Below are 14,573 nucleotides of genomic sequence, written 5' to 3'. Positions count from 1 at the left end.
TCTATGTTTTTGCGCCACGCCATCGTTTTCAGTTTTATCGCCCTGCTCGCCGGTTGTGCGGGCTTCGGTGCCCGTGAGTCCGTCGAAGGCCAGGGCAACCCGGCACAGTGGCGGCAGCATAAGGATCAGCTCAGCAGCATTGATGGCTGGCAGATCGAGGGCAAGATCGGGGTTCGCGCACCGAAGGATTCGGGCAGCGGCACCTTGTTCTGGCTGCAACGCCAGGACTATTACGACATCCGCCTTTCTGGCCCCCTGGGTCGCGGTGCTGCGCGCCTGACCGGCCGACCGGGGCAAGTGAGCCTGGAAGTGGCCAATCAGGGCCGCTACGAAGCGCCATCGCCGGAAGCCTTGCTTGAAGAGCAGGTCGGCTGGAAGCTGCCGGTCTCCCATCTGGTCTGGTGGGTTCGCGGCCTGCCCGCGCCCGAGAGCAAGAGCCGTCTGAGCCTCAATGGCGACAGCCGCCTGGCCACCCTGGAGCAGGATGGCTGGCGGGTCGAATACCTCAGCTATGTGGAACAAAGCGGCTACTGGCTGCCCGAACGCATCAAGCTGCACGGCTCCAACCTTGACGTCACGCTGGTGATCAAGGACTGGCAACCACGCAAGCTGGGGCAGTGACATGAGCGAACGCCTGACCCTGCCCTCCCCGGCCAAGCTCAATCTGATGCTGCACATCCTCGGACGTCGTGAAGACGGCTACCACGAGTTGCAGACGCTGTTTCAATTTCTCGATTATGGCGATGAGATGACCTTCGCCGTGCGCGACGATGGCGTGATTCAGCTGCACACCGAATTTGCCGACGTGCCCCATGACAGCAACCTGATCGTGAAGGCCGCAAAAAAACTTCAGGAACAATCCGGTTGCCCGCTGGGCATTGATATCTGGATCGACAAAATCCTGCCCATGGGTGGCGGTATCGGTGGTGGCAGCTCGAATGCCGCGACCACCCTGCTCGGCCTCAATCACTTGTGGCAGCTTGGCTGGGATGAAGATCGCCTGGCCGCACTGGGCCTGACCCTGGGCGCCGACGTCCCGGTTTTTGTGCGTGGACACGCCGCATTTGCTGAGGGTGTAGGGGAAAAACTCACCCCTGTAGACCCCGAAGAGCCGTGGTATGTCGTGCTTGTTCCGCAAGTATCTGTAAGTACAGCAGAAATTTTTTCAGATCCGTTGTTGACACGTAACTCTTCTCCCATTAAAGTGCGCCCCGTTCCCAAGGGAAACAGTCGAAATGACTGCTTACCGGTGGTAGCAAGGCGTTATCCAGATGTACGTAACGCATTGAATTTGTTAGGTAAATTTACCGAAGCAAAACTCACCGGAACTGGAAGTTGTGTGTTTGGGGGCTTCCCAAGCAAAGCTGAAGCTGATAAAGTCTCGGCCCTTCTTACAGAGACCCTTACAGGGTTTGTAGCAAAGGGAAGCAACGTTTCGATGTTGCATCGCAAGCTGCAAAGTCTGCTCTAAAGGAACCGAGTACTGGGTACTCGTTGCAACAGATACAGGGGCGTCGCCAAGCGGTAAGGCAGCAGGTTTTGATCCTGCCATGCGTTGGTTCGAATCCAGCCGCCCCTGCCATTTTCTATACTCATCCAGGTTACCCTCAGCCTCTAGGTACTGCGCGTGTCCAAGATGATGGTCTTTACGGGGAACGCTAACCCCGATCTGGCTCGACGTGTCGTACGTCAGCTGCATATCCCTCTCGGTGACATCTCTGTCGGTAAGTTTTCCGACGGCGAAATTACAGCCGAGATCAATGAAAATGTCCGCGGTAAAGATGTTTTCATTATTCAGCCGACTTGCGCTCCGACCAACGATAACCTGATGGAACTCGTCGTGATGGCTGATGCCTTCCGCCGCTCCTCAGCGACTCGAATCACAGCTGTAATCCCTTACTTTGGTTATGCCCGTCAGGATCGCCGTCCGCGTTCCGCACGTGTGGCTATCAGCGCGAAAGTCGTCGCTGACATGCTGACCGTGGTAGGTATCGACCGTGTTCTCACGGTTGACCTGCACGCTGACCAAATCCAGGGGTTCTTCGATATTCCGGTAGATAACATCTACGGCTCCCCCGTTCTGGTGGATGACATCGAAGACCAGCGCTTTGAAAACCTGATGATCGTGTCCCCGGACATTGGTGGCGTCGTGCGTGCACGGGCTGTTGCCAAATCCCTGGGCGTGGACCTCGGGATCATCGACAAACGCCGCGAGAAAGCCAATCACTCTGAAGTGATGCATATCATCGGTGATGTCGAAGGGCGTACCTGTATTCTGGTCGATGACATGGTTGATACCGCCGGCACCTTGTGCCACGCGGCAAAAGCCTTGAAAGAGCACGGTGCGGCTAAAGTCTTCGCCTACTGCACACACCCTGTGCTGTCGGGCCGAGCGATCGAGAACATCGAGAACTCTGTGCTGGACGAACTGGTGGTGACTAACACCATCCCGTTGTCCGCTGCTGCTCAAGCCTGTGCACGTATCCGTCAACTGGATATCGCACCGGTTGTTGCTGAGGCGGTTCGCCGTATCAGCAATGAAGAATCGATCAGCGCGATGTTCCGCTAAGGGTCAAACCCTGGCGGCATCAACCTGACGAAAAGCGCCCCGCCCCAGCACAATGCTGGGGCGGGGCTTTTTTGCCCATATCGCCTTTAGCGCTGGTCGCAAACGCTGGGGCGAATGTGGTTATTTTGGAGATACAACATGAACGATTTTACTTTGAATGCTGAACTGCGTTCCGACCTGGGGAAAGGTGCGAGCCGCCGCCTGCGTCGTCTCGCAAGCCTGGTTCCAGCTGTAGTCTACGGTGGCGAAAAAGCCCCTGAGTCCATCAGCATGCTGGCTAAAGAAATTGCCAAACTGCTCGAAAACGATGCGGCCTACAGCCACATCATCGAGCTGAACGTTGGCGGCAAAAAGCAGAACGTCATCATCAAGGCCCTGCAACGTCACCCAGCTAAAGGTCACGTGTTGCACGCTGACTTCGTACGCGTCGTAGCAGGTCAGAAACTGACCGCTATCGTACCTGTGCACTTTGCTGGTGAAGAAGCTCCGGTCAAGAAAGGCGGCGAAGTCTCGCACCTTATCGCCGAGATCGAAGTGACCTGCCTGCCTAAAGACCTGCCTGAGTTCATCGAAGTCGACCTGTCGGCTCTGGAAATCGGTGACATCGTTCACCTGTCCGACCTCAAGGCCCCTAAAGGCGTTGAGTTCGTTGCTCTGGCTCACGGTGATGACAAGGCTGTTGCCAACGTCCACGCTCCACGTGTTGCTCCAGAAGCTGAAGAAGGCGCTGCAGAGTAATTCACTCTGTAATGCCGGAGCTTGAGGAAACATCGCGGACCGAAACGTAGCGAGAAAGCGGGCGATAACGCGAAGTTTATCTCTGGATAAGTGAGCTCCTGTCGTCCACTTTCGCCGCAATGAGGTTGCGGCGATGTTATCCACAACTCCAAAGGAAGGGCCCCTGTCGTGACTGCCATTAAACTGATCGTTGGCCTGGGAAATCCAGGCGCCGAATACGAACAGACCCGGCACAACGCGGGGGCCCTTTTTGTTGAGCGCATCGCCCACGCCCAAGGCATCAACCTGGTGGCCGATCGCAAATATTTTGGCCTGACCGGACGCTTCTCGCATCAGGGTCAGGATGTTCGTCTGCTGATTCCCACCACCTACATGAACCGCAGCGGCCAGGCTGTCGCGGCGCTTGCGGGCTTCTTCCGGATCAAACCCGAAGAAATCCTGGTGGCCCATGACGAACTGGACCTGCCACCCGGCGTTGCCAAGCTCAAGCAAGGCGGCGGCCACGGCGGTCATAATGGCCTGCGCGACATCATTGCGCAGTTGGGCAATCAGAATACGTTTTACCGCCTGCGGCTCGGCATTGGCCACCCAGGCGTTGCCAGTATGGTTTCAAATTTCGTCCTGGGTCGTGCGCCACGCGCCGAACAGGAAAAACTCGATGCCAGCATCGACTTTGCCCTCGGCGTGCTGCCGGATATCTTCGCCGGTGAATGGAACCGTGCGATGAAAAACCTGCACAGCCAGAAGGCCTGACTTTTTTGCGAGGGGAAACACCATGGGATTCAATTGCGGCATCGTCGGCTTACCTAACGTCGGCAAGTCCACCCTGTTCAACGCCCTGACCAAGTCCGGTATTGCGGCGGAGAACTTCCCCTTCTGCACCATCGAACCCAACACCGGTATCGTGCCAATGCCCGATCCGCGCCTGGAGGCCCTGGCGGCCATCGTCAATCCCAAGCGCATCCTGCCGACCACCATGGAGTTCGTCGACATCGCCGGCCTGGTGGCTGGCGCGTCGAAAGGTGAAGGCCTGGGCAACAAGTTCCTCGCCAACATCCGTGAGACCGATGCCATCGCCCACGTGGTCCGCTGCTTTGAAGACGAGAACGTGATTCACGTCTCCAACAGCGTCGACCCGAAACGCGACATCGAGATCATCGACCTGGAACTGATCTTCGCCGACCTCGACAGCTGCGAGAAGCAACTGCAAAAGGTCACGCGCAACGCCAAAGGCGGCGACAAGGACGCAGTGGTCCAGAAGGCCCTGCTGGAGCAGTTGATCGCACACTTCACCCTGGGCAAGCCGGCACGCAGCCTGATGAAGAACATGAGCGTCGACGAAAAGGCCGTGATCAAGGGCTTCCACCTGCTGACCACCAAGCCTGTGATGTACATCGCCAACGTGGCTGAAGACGGTTTCGAGAACAACCCGCTGCTCGACGTGGTCCTGGCCATTGCCGAAGAAGAAGGCGCAATGGTTGTACCGGTCTGCAACAAGATCGAAGCGGAAATCGCCGAACTTGAAGACGGCGAAGAGAAAGACATGTTCCTCGAGGCCCTGGGCCTGGAAGAGCCTGGCCTGAACCGCGTGATCCGTGCGGGCTACGAAATGCTGCACCTGCAGACCTACTTCACCGCCGGCGTCGAAGAAGTACGTGCCTGGACCGTCAAGGTCGGCGCCACCGCGCCACAGGCTGCCGGTGTGATCCACACCGACTTCGAAAAAGGCTTTATCCGCGCGGAAGTGATCGCCTACAACGACTTTATCCAGTTCAAGGGTGAAGCCGGGGCCAAGGAAGCCGGTAAATGGCGCCTGGAAGGCAAGGAATATGTCGTCAAGGATGGCGATGTGATGCACTTCCGCTTCAACGTGTAAGCTGGCTGTACGATCCAAGCGGTAGAACAAAAAGCCGATGCTCTGCATCGGCTTTTTTGTGGGCGATGATTTCTGTTACCCATCACAACGAAACAATCACTTACCTTATAAATCAAAAGATTCAAATACAAATATTCCACTCCGCAGACAAAAAATCTTCTCAACAGAAAACTCACAGCTACTTGTAGACTATTCCTGCCGAGAATAAGCATATCCACACAACCAGACACTTGACTTATATAAAACCCCAGGCCACCAAGCCTTTCGCACAACAAAGCCGCCATTTACCATTTTTAACCACGATGACAATCCAGAAATTTTACTATCTACTTACCAACATATAACAAACTTTAGTCCCACAATAGTGAAGCGACACATTATTGGAGCAACAGCAATATGTCGACCTCCTATCAGTACGAGTTCGAGACTGACACATCGCTAACCGAGTGCCCGGATATCGAAAGCACAATCCACAATACCGCCACGCAGAACATCGATATATTGCTGTTGGGCGAAACAGGCACTGGTAAAGATACACTGGCGCAACGTGTGCACCGTTTATCTCATCGAAAAGGTAACTTTGTTGCCATCAATTGCGCAGCGATACCGGAAAGCCTTGCAGAAAGCCAACTGTTCGGAGTCAACAGTGGCGCCTATACCGGGGCCATACAATCACGTGCAGGATTTATTGAAGCCGCCCATCTGGGCACTTTATACCTGGATGAAATCGATAGCATGCCACTCACTTTGCAAGCGAAGTTGCTGCGTGTGCTGGAGGCTCGGGGTGTCGAGCGGCTGGGCTCTACGCGGTTTATCCCGCTGGACATACGCATCATAGCTTCAGCCCAACATTCGCTGCACGACATGGTGGAACAAGGTGCGTTCAGACGAGACCTGTACTTTCGCCTGAATGTCGTCAACATCACCCTCCCCCCCTTACGTGAACGCCCCGAGCGGATTATTCCGTTATTTTTTAACATGATCCGGCAAGAGGCAGAGTACTTTAAGTGCCCAGTTCCACAACCGCCCAGCACCCTCATTCAACAATTGCTGTGTCACCCATGGCGCGGTAACGTCCGAGAGTTGCGCTCAACCGCCAAGCGTTTCGTGCTGGGACTGCCTCCAACTTCAGTGCCTTTAATGAGCACCGAAGACAATAATTTGAACTTAAAAGAACGCTTGCAGCAAATAGAGAAACTTCTGATTGAAGAATCCCTGCGCCGCCATGTTTATAACGTGGACAGTGTGGCGACCGAACTGAATATCGCCAAACGCACGCTCTACCATCGAATGAAGCAACTGGGAATATCGCTGGAGTGAATGAAGACTGCTCAACAAGGACATATTTCGATACAGCTGCTCCCACAGGCTTTGGAACGACATGCTATTTGCAACCACATAGATAATGGCTACAGGCTTTGACTGCCCAACGTCAAGGGGCATTTGAAACACTGTCAGCAACCACCTTTTACGTTAATGATCATGGAGTAAACAAATATGGGTGTCAGTGGCGTTGGTAATAGTAATAGTGGCGGCTCTTCAAATTTTGGTTTTGGCGACGGAGATAACGCAGACCTGAAAGCACAACGTAGAGCCATCCAGCGTGAATCCCTGAAGGAAGGTAACGAATCCTTCAAGCTGAGTGAACAGAAAAAAAATATTGAAGCAATGCGATAACCCACTGCGTCCCCTGCCTCCTGGCAGGGGACGCAGCCTCACTGTCTGGCTTCGGGATTTTATATGCGTACAGAAGCGCTACAGGCGTTTTCATCAACCGATGAAAAGCGCCTGAAAACCTCCACAATGGCTACATCTCCTGTGTTCCAAAGCGAGGATGTGAACTTTTTCATCTCAAGCCTGGAGCACTCAGGCCAAGCTGCAATAGCCGTAGCCCCAACGGTTACACCGAACGCCCTCACGGACATGTCCAACCAGTTGCTCAAATCGTCAAACTATATGGGCAGAGCCCTGAAAGCGATGGGGAACGGCACGAGAGAAAACTTCTCGCTCGGCTACTCCACCCAACTGTCCACTACGGTGCTGGGAACACAGATGCTGGTCAAGGGCCTCTCAAAGGGTGCCCAGCTCATCGAAAAAATCAGCAACCTGCAGTAGGTAAACATGATTCGTCTCCTGGTCACCGGGTTGGTTTTATCTCTGACATTAGTGCTCACGGGGTGTAATGACAGTGTCGAACTCCATCGCCAGCTTTCCGAGCAGGAAGCCAATGAGGTGATTGCGGAACTGGCAGACAAACACATACGCGCCCAGAAAATCCCCGCCAAAGATGGTGTGGTTGTACGAGTGAACAGCGCCGATATCAGTCGTGCAGTGCGTACACTTGATGCCGTCGGTTTGCCCAAGATGGCCCGCGCCACAATGGGCGATACCTTTCGCAAGGAAGGCGTCATCTCCACCCCACTGGAGGAACGTGCCCGCTACATCTACGCCTTGTCCCAGGAGTTGGAGGCGACCTTGTCAAATATCGATGGGGTGATTGTCGCCCGGGTCCACGTAGTGTTGCCAGAACGCGTTGCACCTGGAGAACCCGTGCAACCTGCATCCGCTTCGGTCTTTATCAAACACGATCCGCGACTGGAGCCTGACAGTATCCACGGACGCGTCCGGCGGATGGTCGCCAGTAGCATTCCCGGCATGGCCACGGCCGTCGATAACTCACAAAAACTGACCGTGGTATTCGTACCCGCAACGGCTTACCAGGAGCAGCAACGCCTGAGCTATTTCGGCCCGTTTCTGATACCGGGCGATGACCTTGTTTTTTGGCGCAGCACCCTCGCGTTGATAGCCGCCGTCATAGTACTTGTACCGGCTGGCGCCCTGTTCTGGCATAGGCGTGGTCAACGCCTGCGGCGTGAGACACTCACCACGGCCACCCCGGCCCATGAGTGAGCAGTTGGAGTGGGCCCGATGGTGGGCTTTCCCGTGGAAGTTTTCACACAGCGACTGGGGCAACTTCGACGAATATCATGCACAGAGCGCCCTGTACCACCCACGGCACGTTTTCGTGAATACCCGGCTGGGTATCGAACCCTGCCTGCCGCCCACGCCCCACTCCACAATCCTTCGCTTGGCGCTGGCCCCCCAGGAGCAACTCGAGAGCATGCTGGCGCTGCTGGACAACGTTTGTCGCCCCGCCACCGATAGCCAGTTGAGCCAAGACCAATACGAGTGGTGTCAGCGCCTGTCCAAGGCACTACGCCCAGACACGCTGTTGTCCGGTAAAGAAGACCCACTGCAATTGCTACGTGCCTGGGTAACCCCAGCCATCTGGCAACGCCTTCGATTGCGGTTTGAGCGCCGTCGGACCCACCCCCCTGAAGAGCACACACCCGCACTCAATGACGCTCGAAACCGCCTGGACACGCTGTGGCAGGCCATAGTCTGGCGAGCAACCACCATGCCAAGCGAGCAATCCTTCACTTATCAAACTGAGCAGAGAACGGATGATGTTGAACATACGTAAAATCGAGTTGCGCACCGGTGCTCCAGGATTACCGCAAACCCTGATTTCCCAGGAAATGCTGGCGGATTGCCGCAGGGCCAGTCAATTGTTGAGCCGTGCCAAGGTCCAAGCCAAGGAACTGCTGCGCCAGGCAACCGAACACCGGGAAAAAGCCCTTGAAAAGCTCACACTGGAGTTCTGGCGGCGGGCCAATGCGCAACTCAAGGAATGGGAAAAACAACAGCACGTTATGTGCGACAACCTGGAGCAATATGCCACCTCTATTGCCAACCAGACCATCCTCTGCCTGCTTGAAGAGGCACCTGTGGCACAGCGCCTTAGCGCCTTGGTCAAGCAATTACTGGCGACTCAAGTTCCATCAGGCAAGGCAACACTCCTCTGTCACCCACTTGAGTGTGCCGAGGTAGAACGCTGTCTTTCCAGGCAGCACGCCACGTTTTGGACACTACGTCCTGATGACCGGGTCCGTCCTCAATCCCTGGTATTGGAAACGGAGGAAGGGGACTTCTGTATCAACTGGGCCAGCCTGTGCGAAACAGTACTGGTCCGTGACGTGCAAACACCAGGTGCCTGACGGGTCAGGGAGCGTTGCCGAACAGATGTATCAATAAACACCGAAACAAATGGAACTGAAATTTGAGGGGAACCACATAGCTCAGACACATCAGGAGAAAAATATATGGATTTCCACCACGACGTGAAAAAGAACCTGTTCAGACAACTGCAGAGCAGCATAAACAAGGCAGCCGATATAAACGAAGATTTTGCCAACGCAGATTTCGATGAGTATTTGTTCGCTGAGTTGATGAAACAGGAGCGTTACTCGTTGATCGCCTACAACGAGGCCGTTCGCGCCAGCCATACCATTCTCAAAATAGTCGCTGACGGCGTGCAGTAAGGTGGATGCGCTGATTGCCCGCTGGATGAATGACCAAACTGAACACATCAGCCTGATGGAGGGCAACGATGAGATTGTCTTACGGCGCTCTGGCCCAGTGCTGCTGTTAAGTGTGCAACTGACTCAGGAACGGCCCGACAAATCCTCCTTGCAAAACTGGATGCGATTGGGACGCGCCAGCCTGAACCACTTCCAAGGAGCGCTGGCCCAATCACCGGAAAGTGGTGCGCTCTGGCTGCGTCAACAATTGATCAGTGGGTGCAGTCCAGAACAGTTGTGCAACACACTCGAAACGCTGCTCAACCAGCGCGACACCTGGCGCGCAATGATCAAGCGTCTCGCAAAGCCAAACCTGAAACACAAGCCCCTGTCACTACGCTCGCTGCCGTACTAATCAGAGAGTTCCCCCATGTATAACAAGATCGACAAGCGCAATCGCTTGCGCGCCGTCTCGCCTGCAGGTCCGCGAAAAATAGCCGATTGGCGCTGCCTGCTAGCGTTACCCTGGTTGCTTATGCCCCTGCAAAGTACGCTCGCGGCTATCCCCAGTGAATGGAAAAACACCGCGTATGCCTATGAAGCCGAACATAAGCCGGTGCAAGAAGTCCTGGAGGATTTCGCCCAGACCTTTGGCACGCAATTGCAGATCGACGGCCTGCTGGAGGGCAACGTCAATGGCAAGATCCGCGCTGATACCCCCCAGTCACTGCTCGACAGGCTGGGAGTAGAACATCGTTTCCAGTGGTACATGTACAACAACACGCTGTACATCAGCACCCTGGACCAACAGGAGTCCGCGCGCCTGGAAGTCTCCTCCGAAACCGTGGCGGACTTGAAGCAGGCCTTGACCGACATTGGCCTGCTCGATAGCCGTTTCGGCTGGGGAGAATTACCTGACGATGGTGTGGTGCTGGTGTCGGGCCCCAAGCGTTATATCGACCAGATCAAGCAGTTCAGCAGTCAGCGTAAATCTCCCGATGAAAAACAGAGTGTGCTGACGTTCCCGCTGAAGTTCGCCAACGCAGCAGACCGCCCGATTGATTATCGTGGCGAAAAGTTGGCCATCCCCGGGGTTGCCAGCATGTTGCGAGGCTTATTGGAACCTCGGGACACCTCAGTGCTTTCGTCGAGGACCTCACGTCCCGCCTCGTCATCGCAGCCCTCGCCTGTCACCCCGATCCTGCCCCGCCTAAGCAACCCGATGCTGGACCAGATGCTCGGCGCGCCAGCTCCCCTCGGGCAGATGAATCCAGGCATGCCGCTCACCACCAGAGCCCCGGTTGCAAGAGGCCGGATCCGCGTTGAAGCGGATGTGCGTAACAACGCCGTATTGATCTATGACCTGCCAGAGCGCCAGGCAATGTACCGCGAGCTGATCGCCCAGCTCGATGTGGCACGCAAGCTGGTGGAGATCGACGCGATCATTCTCGATATCGAGCGCACGCAGCTGCGTGAGTTCGGGGTCAACTGGGGTTTCCAGAACAGCCGCTTTCGTGGCGGGGTGAACATGGCGCCGGGTACCTCCGCACAGATGTCGATTGAAAACCGCGACCGCTTCTACGCCGATATCCGCGCCCTGGAGGCCAAGGGCCTGGCGACCATGGTGTCCAACCCTTCGGTGCTGACCCTGGAAAACCAGCCGGCGGTGATTGACTTCAATCGCACCCAGTACCTGACCGCTGGTGTCGAAAACGCGACCATCTTGCCCATCACCGTGGGCACCAGTTTCCAGGTGGTGCCACGGGTCATCACCTCGCGCGGCAGCCATCAGGTCCATCTGGCGGTGGATATTGAAGACGGCAACTTCGACGAAACCAACCCCGAACGCATCGGCCCCGATGTACGCCGCGGCAAGGTCAGCACCCAGGCGGTGATGGCGGAAAAACGCTCGCTGGTGGTCGGCGGCTTCCATGTCAGCGAAAGCGCCGATAGACGCAATAAAGTGCCGGTGCTGGGCGATATCCCCTTGCTGGGCAAGACGCTGTTCTCCTCCACCGAGCGCAAGAACAACCGCCGTGAACGCCTGTTTATCCTGACCCCGCGGGTGATCGGCGACCAGGCGGACCCGTCGCGCTATTTGCCCCAGGACGACCAGGCGGAACTGCAGGCCGCCCTCAAGCCTTTGGCCAGGCGCTATGCCGAGCATCAGCCCGTGATCAAGCGCAGCGATATCACCAGCGCCCTTGCACATCTGGTCACCGGTCAAGTGCCCCACACGTTCAAGGCTGAGCCTATGCCGCTAGGCCTGAACACCTTGTGCAGCACCCGTGATCTGCTGGCGCTCAACACCGAACGCAGCCAGTGGTACACCGGCCCGCAGTTCAACGTGGCGGTGGTCGTGCTGCGTAACCAGTTCAAGCGCAACGTGCGCATCGATGAGAAGGAATGCAGCAACTCCCAGACCCTGGCCGTCGGTGTCTGGCCGCGGGCCTGGCTCAAGCCGGGTGAAGAGGCCGAGGTATTCATCGCCATGCGCCCGGTGGTGAAGGATGAACATATCGGTTTGACCCGCCCCTCCCTGCTCACCCCAACACGGAAAACTGCGCCATGAAACAGCGAATCGCCTGCATCACCCTCCTCGGCCTGACGCTGCTGATGGAGGGGTGTACACCTACATGTCGAGGCGACTCCTGCTCCCGCCCCCAATCGAGCGCCGACAAACTGGTGGTGTGGTGGCCGCCGCAAATGCGTGTCGAACCCGGCCCCTCGGGGGAGCGCTCGGATTACCAGACAATCTCCCTGGAGCGATGACGGTCATGCCATTACCCGACGCTGGTTCGCATGACCTGGAGTTTCTGCAGAACCTGGTGAGCGGCCGTGTCGCTTACCACTCGCTGCACCCGGGCATTGGCCTGTGCCGTTTGAATCCCGGCTCGCAACCCGGCCTGGCCTTGCAGATTGCGCCTGAGGCGTTGCAGGTCGGCCAGTTGGAACGGGGGCTGGAGCGGCGCTTTGAACACGCAACGGCGTTCGATGGGTGCTTTGTGTTCCTCGATGCCAAGGGCAGCCTGGTGATCTGGCATGCACTGCCCTCCTGCGGCCACTCGCCCGCTGACACCCTCAGCCGCATGCTTTCCCTGGCCCGGCTCGAAGCGCTGGATGTACACCGCGCGCCCTAGCGGCGCGCAAGCTCCGGCAACTCCAGGGTCTGGCGCTTGGCTTCATCACCCAGTTCACGCAAGGTGCGATAGATCAGCGCCACTGCCTGCAGGGTCTCCCGGGGAATCGGCGCGCCCAGCTTGCGCTCATACAGCATGCGCGCCAACCACACACACTGGATCACCGGCACGTCGGCGGACTTGGCCCGTTCAATCAACTTACGGGCCAGGGCATCCGTGCCTTTGTCCACCAGCATCGGCAGCGGGGTTTTGCCGGGGCGGTAGTACAACGCCACGGCATAGTGCGTGGGGTTGACCACCAGCATGTCGGACTCTTCCAGCTTGGGTAGCTTGATCTTGGGTTCTTCCTGGGCGAGCTGGTAAGCCAGGGAACGCCGCTGCCCCTTGACGTGGGGGTCGCCCTCCATGTCCTTGTACTCCTTGACCACCTCCACCTGGGTCATGCGCATGCGCTTGGCAAAGAAGTACTTCTGCATGGCCAGGTCGATCAGCGCGAGCACCAGCAGCAGCCCCAGGCAGGCATGCAGCAAGTGGCGGAACAAGGTGATCAGCGCCACGATATAGCTTTGCAGATCGCTGGTGGCCAGGTTGATCAACACCTGCAAAGAGGGGGTGATAACCACATACAGAATCAGCGAGAGCAGCAATGCCTTGCCCAGCCCCATCAACAGGTTGATCACCGACTGGGCGGAAAACATCTGCTTGAGCTGGTTCAGCGGATTGAGGCGATTGAAATCCGGCTTCAGGCTTTCCGGGGCAAACAGGAAGCCGAACTGCATCCAACTGCTGATCAGTTTCGTCGCGATCGCCACCGCGCACATCAACAGACCAAACGAGAAAAAAACGACCAGGCCATCGAGCAACACTTCTTCCAGGGCGCGAACAAACGGTTGGTCCAAGCGCGAAAACGGCAACACCATCAACTGCTGGAAGCGCTGCATGCTGGTTTCGGCGGTGAGCAACGCGATCTCGCTGATCGCGGTGAGCACCAGCAACTTGGGCACGTCCTGGCTTTGTGCAACCTGGCCTTTCTTGCGTTGGTCCTTGAGCTTCTTGGGCGTTGCCGCGTGTTTTTTCTCGCCGGAATCGCTCATTGGTTCACGCCCCGGAACATCAGGCCAAGGGCATGCTTAAGGTCGCCCAGCAGCCCCATGCGCCCTACAATCAGATCTTGCAGCAATGGAAAATACAGCAGTAAAAAGGCCAGTCCCGCCAGGCTCTTTGCCGGCATTGCCAGGGTACTGACCTGCAACTGCGGGCTGTACAACCCGAGTAAGGCGAAACCGAACTCCAGTAACAGCAGCACCGCGATAAAAGGCGCAGCGTAAAGCATCATGTGTGTGAAGGTTTCGCCAAGCATCCCAACGAACACGCTGAAACCGTTGACGGCCACCACCGGCAGCCAATCCGTGGCGGGCCAGATCAGGTAGCTATCCCAGATAACCTGGGTCAATACGCCCAGCCCAAGGGTGGCAATCAACAGGAAAATCACCACCTGCTTGAATAAATGCCCCACGGGCGTGGCGTCCGGGCCGAGCGAGGGGTTCAGTTGCCCGCCCGCCAGGGCCCCACGCTGGTTATCCAGCAGCGCGCCTACCGACTCGAACATCCAGAATGGCATGGACAACAAGACACCCAGCAAAACCCCCAGGCCCACCTCCTTGAGCAATAGCCCACCGAGCATCAGCACCGAGTATTCGTTGCCCGCCAGCGCAGCATGGATCATCGGCGCCGGCATAAACGCCATGACCATCACAATGGTATGCCGGGGCATACCGCGTATATGTTGAAAACAGAAGGCCGGCACCAGGAACGCGCAAGGGTAGATGCGTGCCATGGCGATCACCAGGCTGACCAGGAAGTCGAGATAAGGCAGCACCGGTCGTACC

General features: G+C 56.8%; 19 protein-coding genes and 1 tRNA gene. 18 read left to right on the top strand and 2 right to left on the bottom strand.

Features of this window, described 5'->3' with window-relative positions:
• Positions 1-3: 3 nt before the first annotated feature.
• The 18 genes from lolB to PSH73_RS04140 all read left to right on the top strand — a co-directional run bounded on the left by lolB (position 4) and on the right by PSH73_RS04140 (position 12,684).
• Positions 4-621 (top strand): lipoprotein insertase outer membrane protein LolB, encoded by a 618-nt coding sequence (lolB, locus tag PSH73_RS04225; protein WP_057437742.1) that lies wholly within the window; start codon positions 4-6, stop codon positions 619-621.
• Between the two features lies 1 nt (position 622).
• Positions 623-1,471, top strand: coding sequence for a 4-(cytidine 5'-diphospho)-2-C-methyl-D-erythritol kinase (gene ispE, locus PSH73_RS04220; protein WP_115127432.1), 849 nt, complete (start codon positions 623-625; stop codon positions 1,469-1,471).
• 36 nt (positions 1,472-1,507) lie between these two features.
• Positions 1,508-1,582, top strand: a tRNA-Gln gene (locus PSH73_RS04215).
• A 45-nt stretch (positions 1,583-1,627) separates the two neighbouring features.
• Positions 1,628-2,569, top strand: coding sequence for a ribose-phosphate pyrophosphokinase (locus tag PSH73_RS04210; RefSeq protein ID WP_003171603.1), 942 nt, complete (start codon positions 1,628-1,630; stop codon positions 2,567-2,569).
• Between the two features lie 138 nt (positions 2,570-2,707).
• A complete protein-coding gene (locus PSH73_RS04205; RefSeq protein WP_057958296.1) occupies positions 2,708-3,307 on the top strand; it encodes a 50S ribosomal protein L25/general stress protein Ctc in 600 nt (199 codons plus the stop codon).
• A gap of 168 nt (positions 3,308-3,475) precedes the next feature.
• The gene (gene pth / locus PSH73_RS04200) at positions 3,476-4,060 is read left to right on the top strand and encodes an aminoacyl-tRNA hydrolase (RefSeq protein ID WP_032857782.1); all 585 of its coding nucleotides are present in this window, start codon (positions 3,476-3,478) and stop codon (positions 4,058-4,060) included.
• Between the two features lie 22 nt (positions 4,061-4,082).
• Positions 4,083-5,183: a redox-regulated ATPase YchF gene (ychF, locus tag PSH73_RS04195; RefSeq protein ID WP_057437736.1), complete on the top strand. Its 1,101-nt coding sequence runs from the start codon at positions 4,083-4,085 to the stop codon at positions 5,181-5,183.
• A gap of 396 nt (positions 5,184-5,579) precedes the next feature.
• Positions 5,580-6,503, top strand: a complete 924-nt coding sequence (locus PSH73_RS04190) for a sigma 54-interacting transcriptional regulator (protein WP_057958295.1) — start codon at positions 5,580-5,582, stop codon at positions 6,501-6,503.
• 177 nt (positions 6,504-6,680) lie between these two features.
• Positions 6,681-6,860: a hypothetical protein gene (locus tag PSH73_RS04185; RefSeq protein ID WP_081044173.1), complete on the top strand. Its 180-nt coding sequence runs from the start codon at positions 6,681-6,683 to the stop codon at positions 6,858-6,860.
• Positions 6,861-6,923: 63 nt separating this feature from the next.
• Entirely contained in the window at positions 6,924-7,298 is a 375-nt protein-coding gene (locus PSH73_RS04180) for a hypothetical protein (protein WP_057958294.1), read from the top strand.
• A 6-nt stretch (positions 7,299-7,304) separates the two neighbouring features.
• On the top strand, positions 7,305-8,093 hold the full coding sequence (sctJ, locus tag PSH73_RS04175) for a type III secretion system inner membrane ring lipoprotein SctJ (protein WP_057958293.1): 789 nt from the start codon (positions 7,305-7,307) through the stop codon (positions 8,091-8,093).
• Positions 8,086-8,667 carry a hypothetical protein gene (locus tag PSH73_RS04170; RefSeq protein ID WP_057958292.1) on the top strand — a complete coding sequence of 194 codons (582 nt, stop codon included), beginning with the start codon at positions 8,086-8,088 and terminating at the stop codon, positions 8,665-8,667. Before sctJ ends, PSH73_RS04170 begins: the two co-directional genes overlap by 8 nt.
• On the top strand, positions 8,651-9,241 hold the full coding sequence (gene sctL, locus PSH73_RS04165) for a type III secretion system stator protein SctL (RefSeq protein ID WP_057438025.1): 591 nt from the start codon (positions 8,651-8,653) through the stop codon (positions 9,239-9,241). The genes PSH73_RS04170 and sctL overlap by 17 nt, the downstream gene beginning before the upstream one ends.
• 105 nt (positions 9,242-9,346) lie before the next feature.
• Positions 9,347-9,565: a hypothetical protein gene (locus tag PSH73_RS04160; protein ID WP_282405500.1), complete on the top strand. Its 219-nt coding sequence runs from the start codon at positions 9,347-9,349 to the stop codon at positions 9,563-9,565.
• Position 9,566: 1 nt separating this feature from the next.
• Entirely contained in the window at positions 9,567-9,959 is a 393-nt protein-coding gene (locus PSH73_RS04155; RefSeq protein WP_282405499.1) for a CesT family type III secretion system chaperone, read from the top strand.
• 15 nt (positions 9,960-9,974) lie between these two features.
• Entirely contained in the window at positions 9,975-12,116 is a 2,142-nt protein-coding gene (gene sctC, locus PSH73_RS04150; RefSeq protein ID WP_305461997.1) for a type III secretion system outer membrane ring subunit SctC, read from the top strand.
• Entirely contained in the window at positions 12,113-12,316 is a 204-nt protein-coding gene (gene hrpT, locus PSH73_RS04145) for an HrpT family type III secretion system protein (RefSeq protein ID WP_120731648.1), read from the top strand. Before sctC ends, hrpT begins: the two co-directional genes overlap by 4 nt.
• Positions 12,317-12,321: 5 nt before the next feature.
• Positions 12,322-12,684 (top strand): transcriptional regulator, encoded by a 363-nt coding sequence (locus PSH73_RS04140; protein ID WP_305461993.1) that lies wholly within the window; start codon positions 12,322-12,324, stop codon positions 12,682-12,684.
• Here PSH73_RS04140 and sctU read toward each other — a convergent pair.
• Positions 12,681-13,778, bottom strand: coding sequence for a type III secretion system export apparatus subunit SctU (sctU, locus tag PSH73_RS04135; RefSeq protein ID WP_200660697.1), 1,098 nt, complete (start codon positions 13,776-13,778; stop codon positions 12,681-12,683). The two genes, PSH73_RS04140 and sctU, sit on opposite strands and share 4 nt — an antisense overlap.
• On the bottom strand, positions 13,775-14,563 hold the full coding sequence (gene sctT / locus PSH73_RS04130) for a type III secretion system export apparatus subunit SctT (protein ID WP_169990136.1): 789 nt from the start codon (positions 14,561-14,563) through the stop codon (positions 13,775-13,777). The genes sctU and sctT overlap by 4 nt, the downstream gene beginning before the upstream one ends.
• Positions 14,564-14,573 lie beyond the last annotated feature (10 nt).

It is taken from the genome of Pseudomonas sp. FP2294 (genome assembly GCF_030687625.1).
Taxonomy (GTDB): domain Bacteria; phylum Pseudomonadota; class Gammaproteobacteria; order Pseudomonadales; family Pseudomonadaceae; genus Aquipseudomonas; species Aquipseudomonas shahriarae.
The sequence above is the reverse complement of the archived record's forward strand: the minus strand, read 5'-3'. Positions and strand labels throughout refer to the sequence as shown.

Coding starts and splice junctions, on each gene's coding strand:
- sctL (WP_057438025.1), top strand. CDS start 8,651: ATGTTGAACATACGTAAAATCGAGTTGCGCACCGGTGCTCCAGGATTA.
- PSH73_RS04205 (WP_057958296.1), top strand. CDS start 2,708: ATGAACGATTTTACTTTGAATGCTGAACTGCGTTCCGACCTGGGGAAA.
- sctJ (WP_057958293.1), top strand. CDS start 7,305: ATGATTCGTCTCCTGGTCACCGGGTTGGTTTTATCTCTGACATTAGTG.
- ychF (WP_057437736.1), top strand. CDS start 4,083: ATGGGATTCAATTGCGGCATCGTCGGCTTACCTAACGTCGGCAAGTCC.
- sctU (WP_200660697.1), bottom strand. CDS start 13,778: ATGAGCGATTCCGGCGAGAAAAAACACGCGGCAACGCCCAAGAAGCTC.
- PSH73_RS04140 (WP_305461993.1), top strand. CDS start 12,322: ATGCCATTACCCGACGCTGGTTCGCATGACCTGGAGTTTCTGCAGAAC.
- lolB (WP_057437742.1), top strand. CDS start 4: ATGTTTTTGCGCCACGCCATCGTTTTCAGTTTTATCGCCCTGCTCGCC.
- PSH73_RS04190 (WP_057958295.1), top strand. CDS start 5,580: ATGTCGACCTCCTATCAGTACGAGTTCGAGACTGACACATCGCTAACC.
- sctC (WP_305461997.1), top strand. CDS start 9,975: ATGTATAACAAGATCGACAAGCGCAATCGCTTGCGCGCCGTCTCGCCT.
- PSH73_RS04170 (WP_057958292.1), top strand. CDS start 8,086: ATGAGTGAGCAGTTGGAGTGGGCCCGATGGTGGGCTTTCCCGTGGAAG.
- hrpT (WP_120731648.1), top strand. CDS start 12,113: ATGAAACAGCGAATCGCCTGCATCACCCTCCTCGGCCTGACGCTGCTG.
- PSH73_RS04185 (WP_081044173.1), top strand. CDS start 6,681: ATGGGTGTCAGTGGCGTTGGTAATAGTAATAGTGGCGGCTCTTCAAAT.
- PSH73_RS04180 (WP_057958294.1), top strand. CDS start 6,924: ATGCGTACAGAAGCGCTACAGGCGTTTTCATCAACCGATGAAAAGCGC.
- PSH73_RS04160 (WP_282405500.1), top strand. CDS start 9,347: ATGGATTTCCACCACGACGTGAAAAAGAACCTGTTCAGACAACTGCAG.
- ispE (WP_115127432.1), top strand. CDS start 623: ATGAGCGAACGCCTGACCCTGCCCTCCCCGGCCAAGCTCAATCTGATG.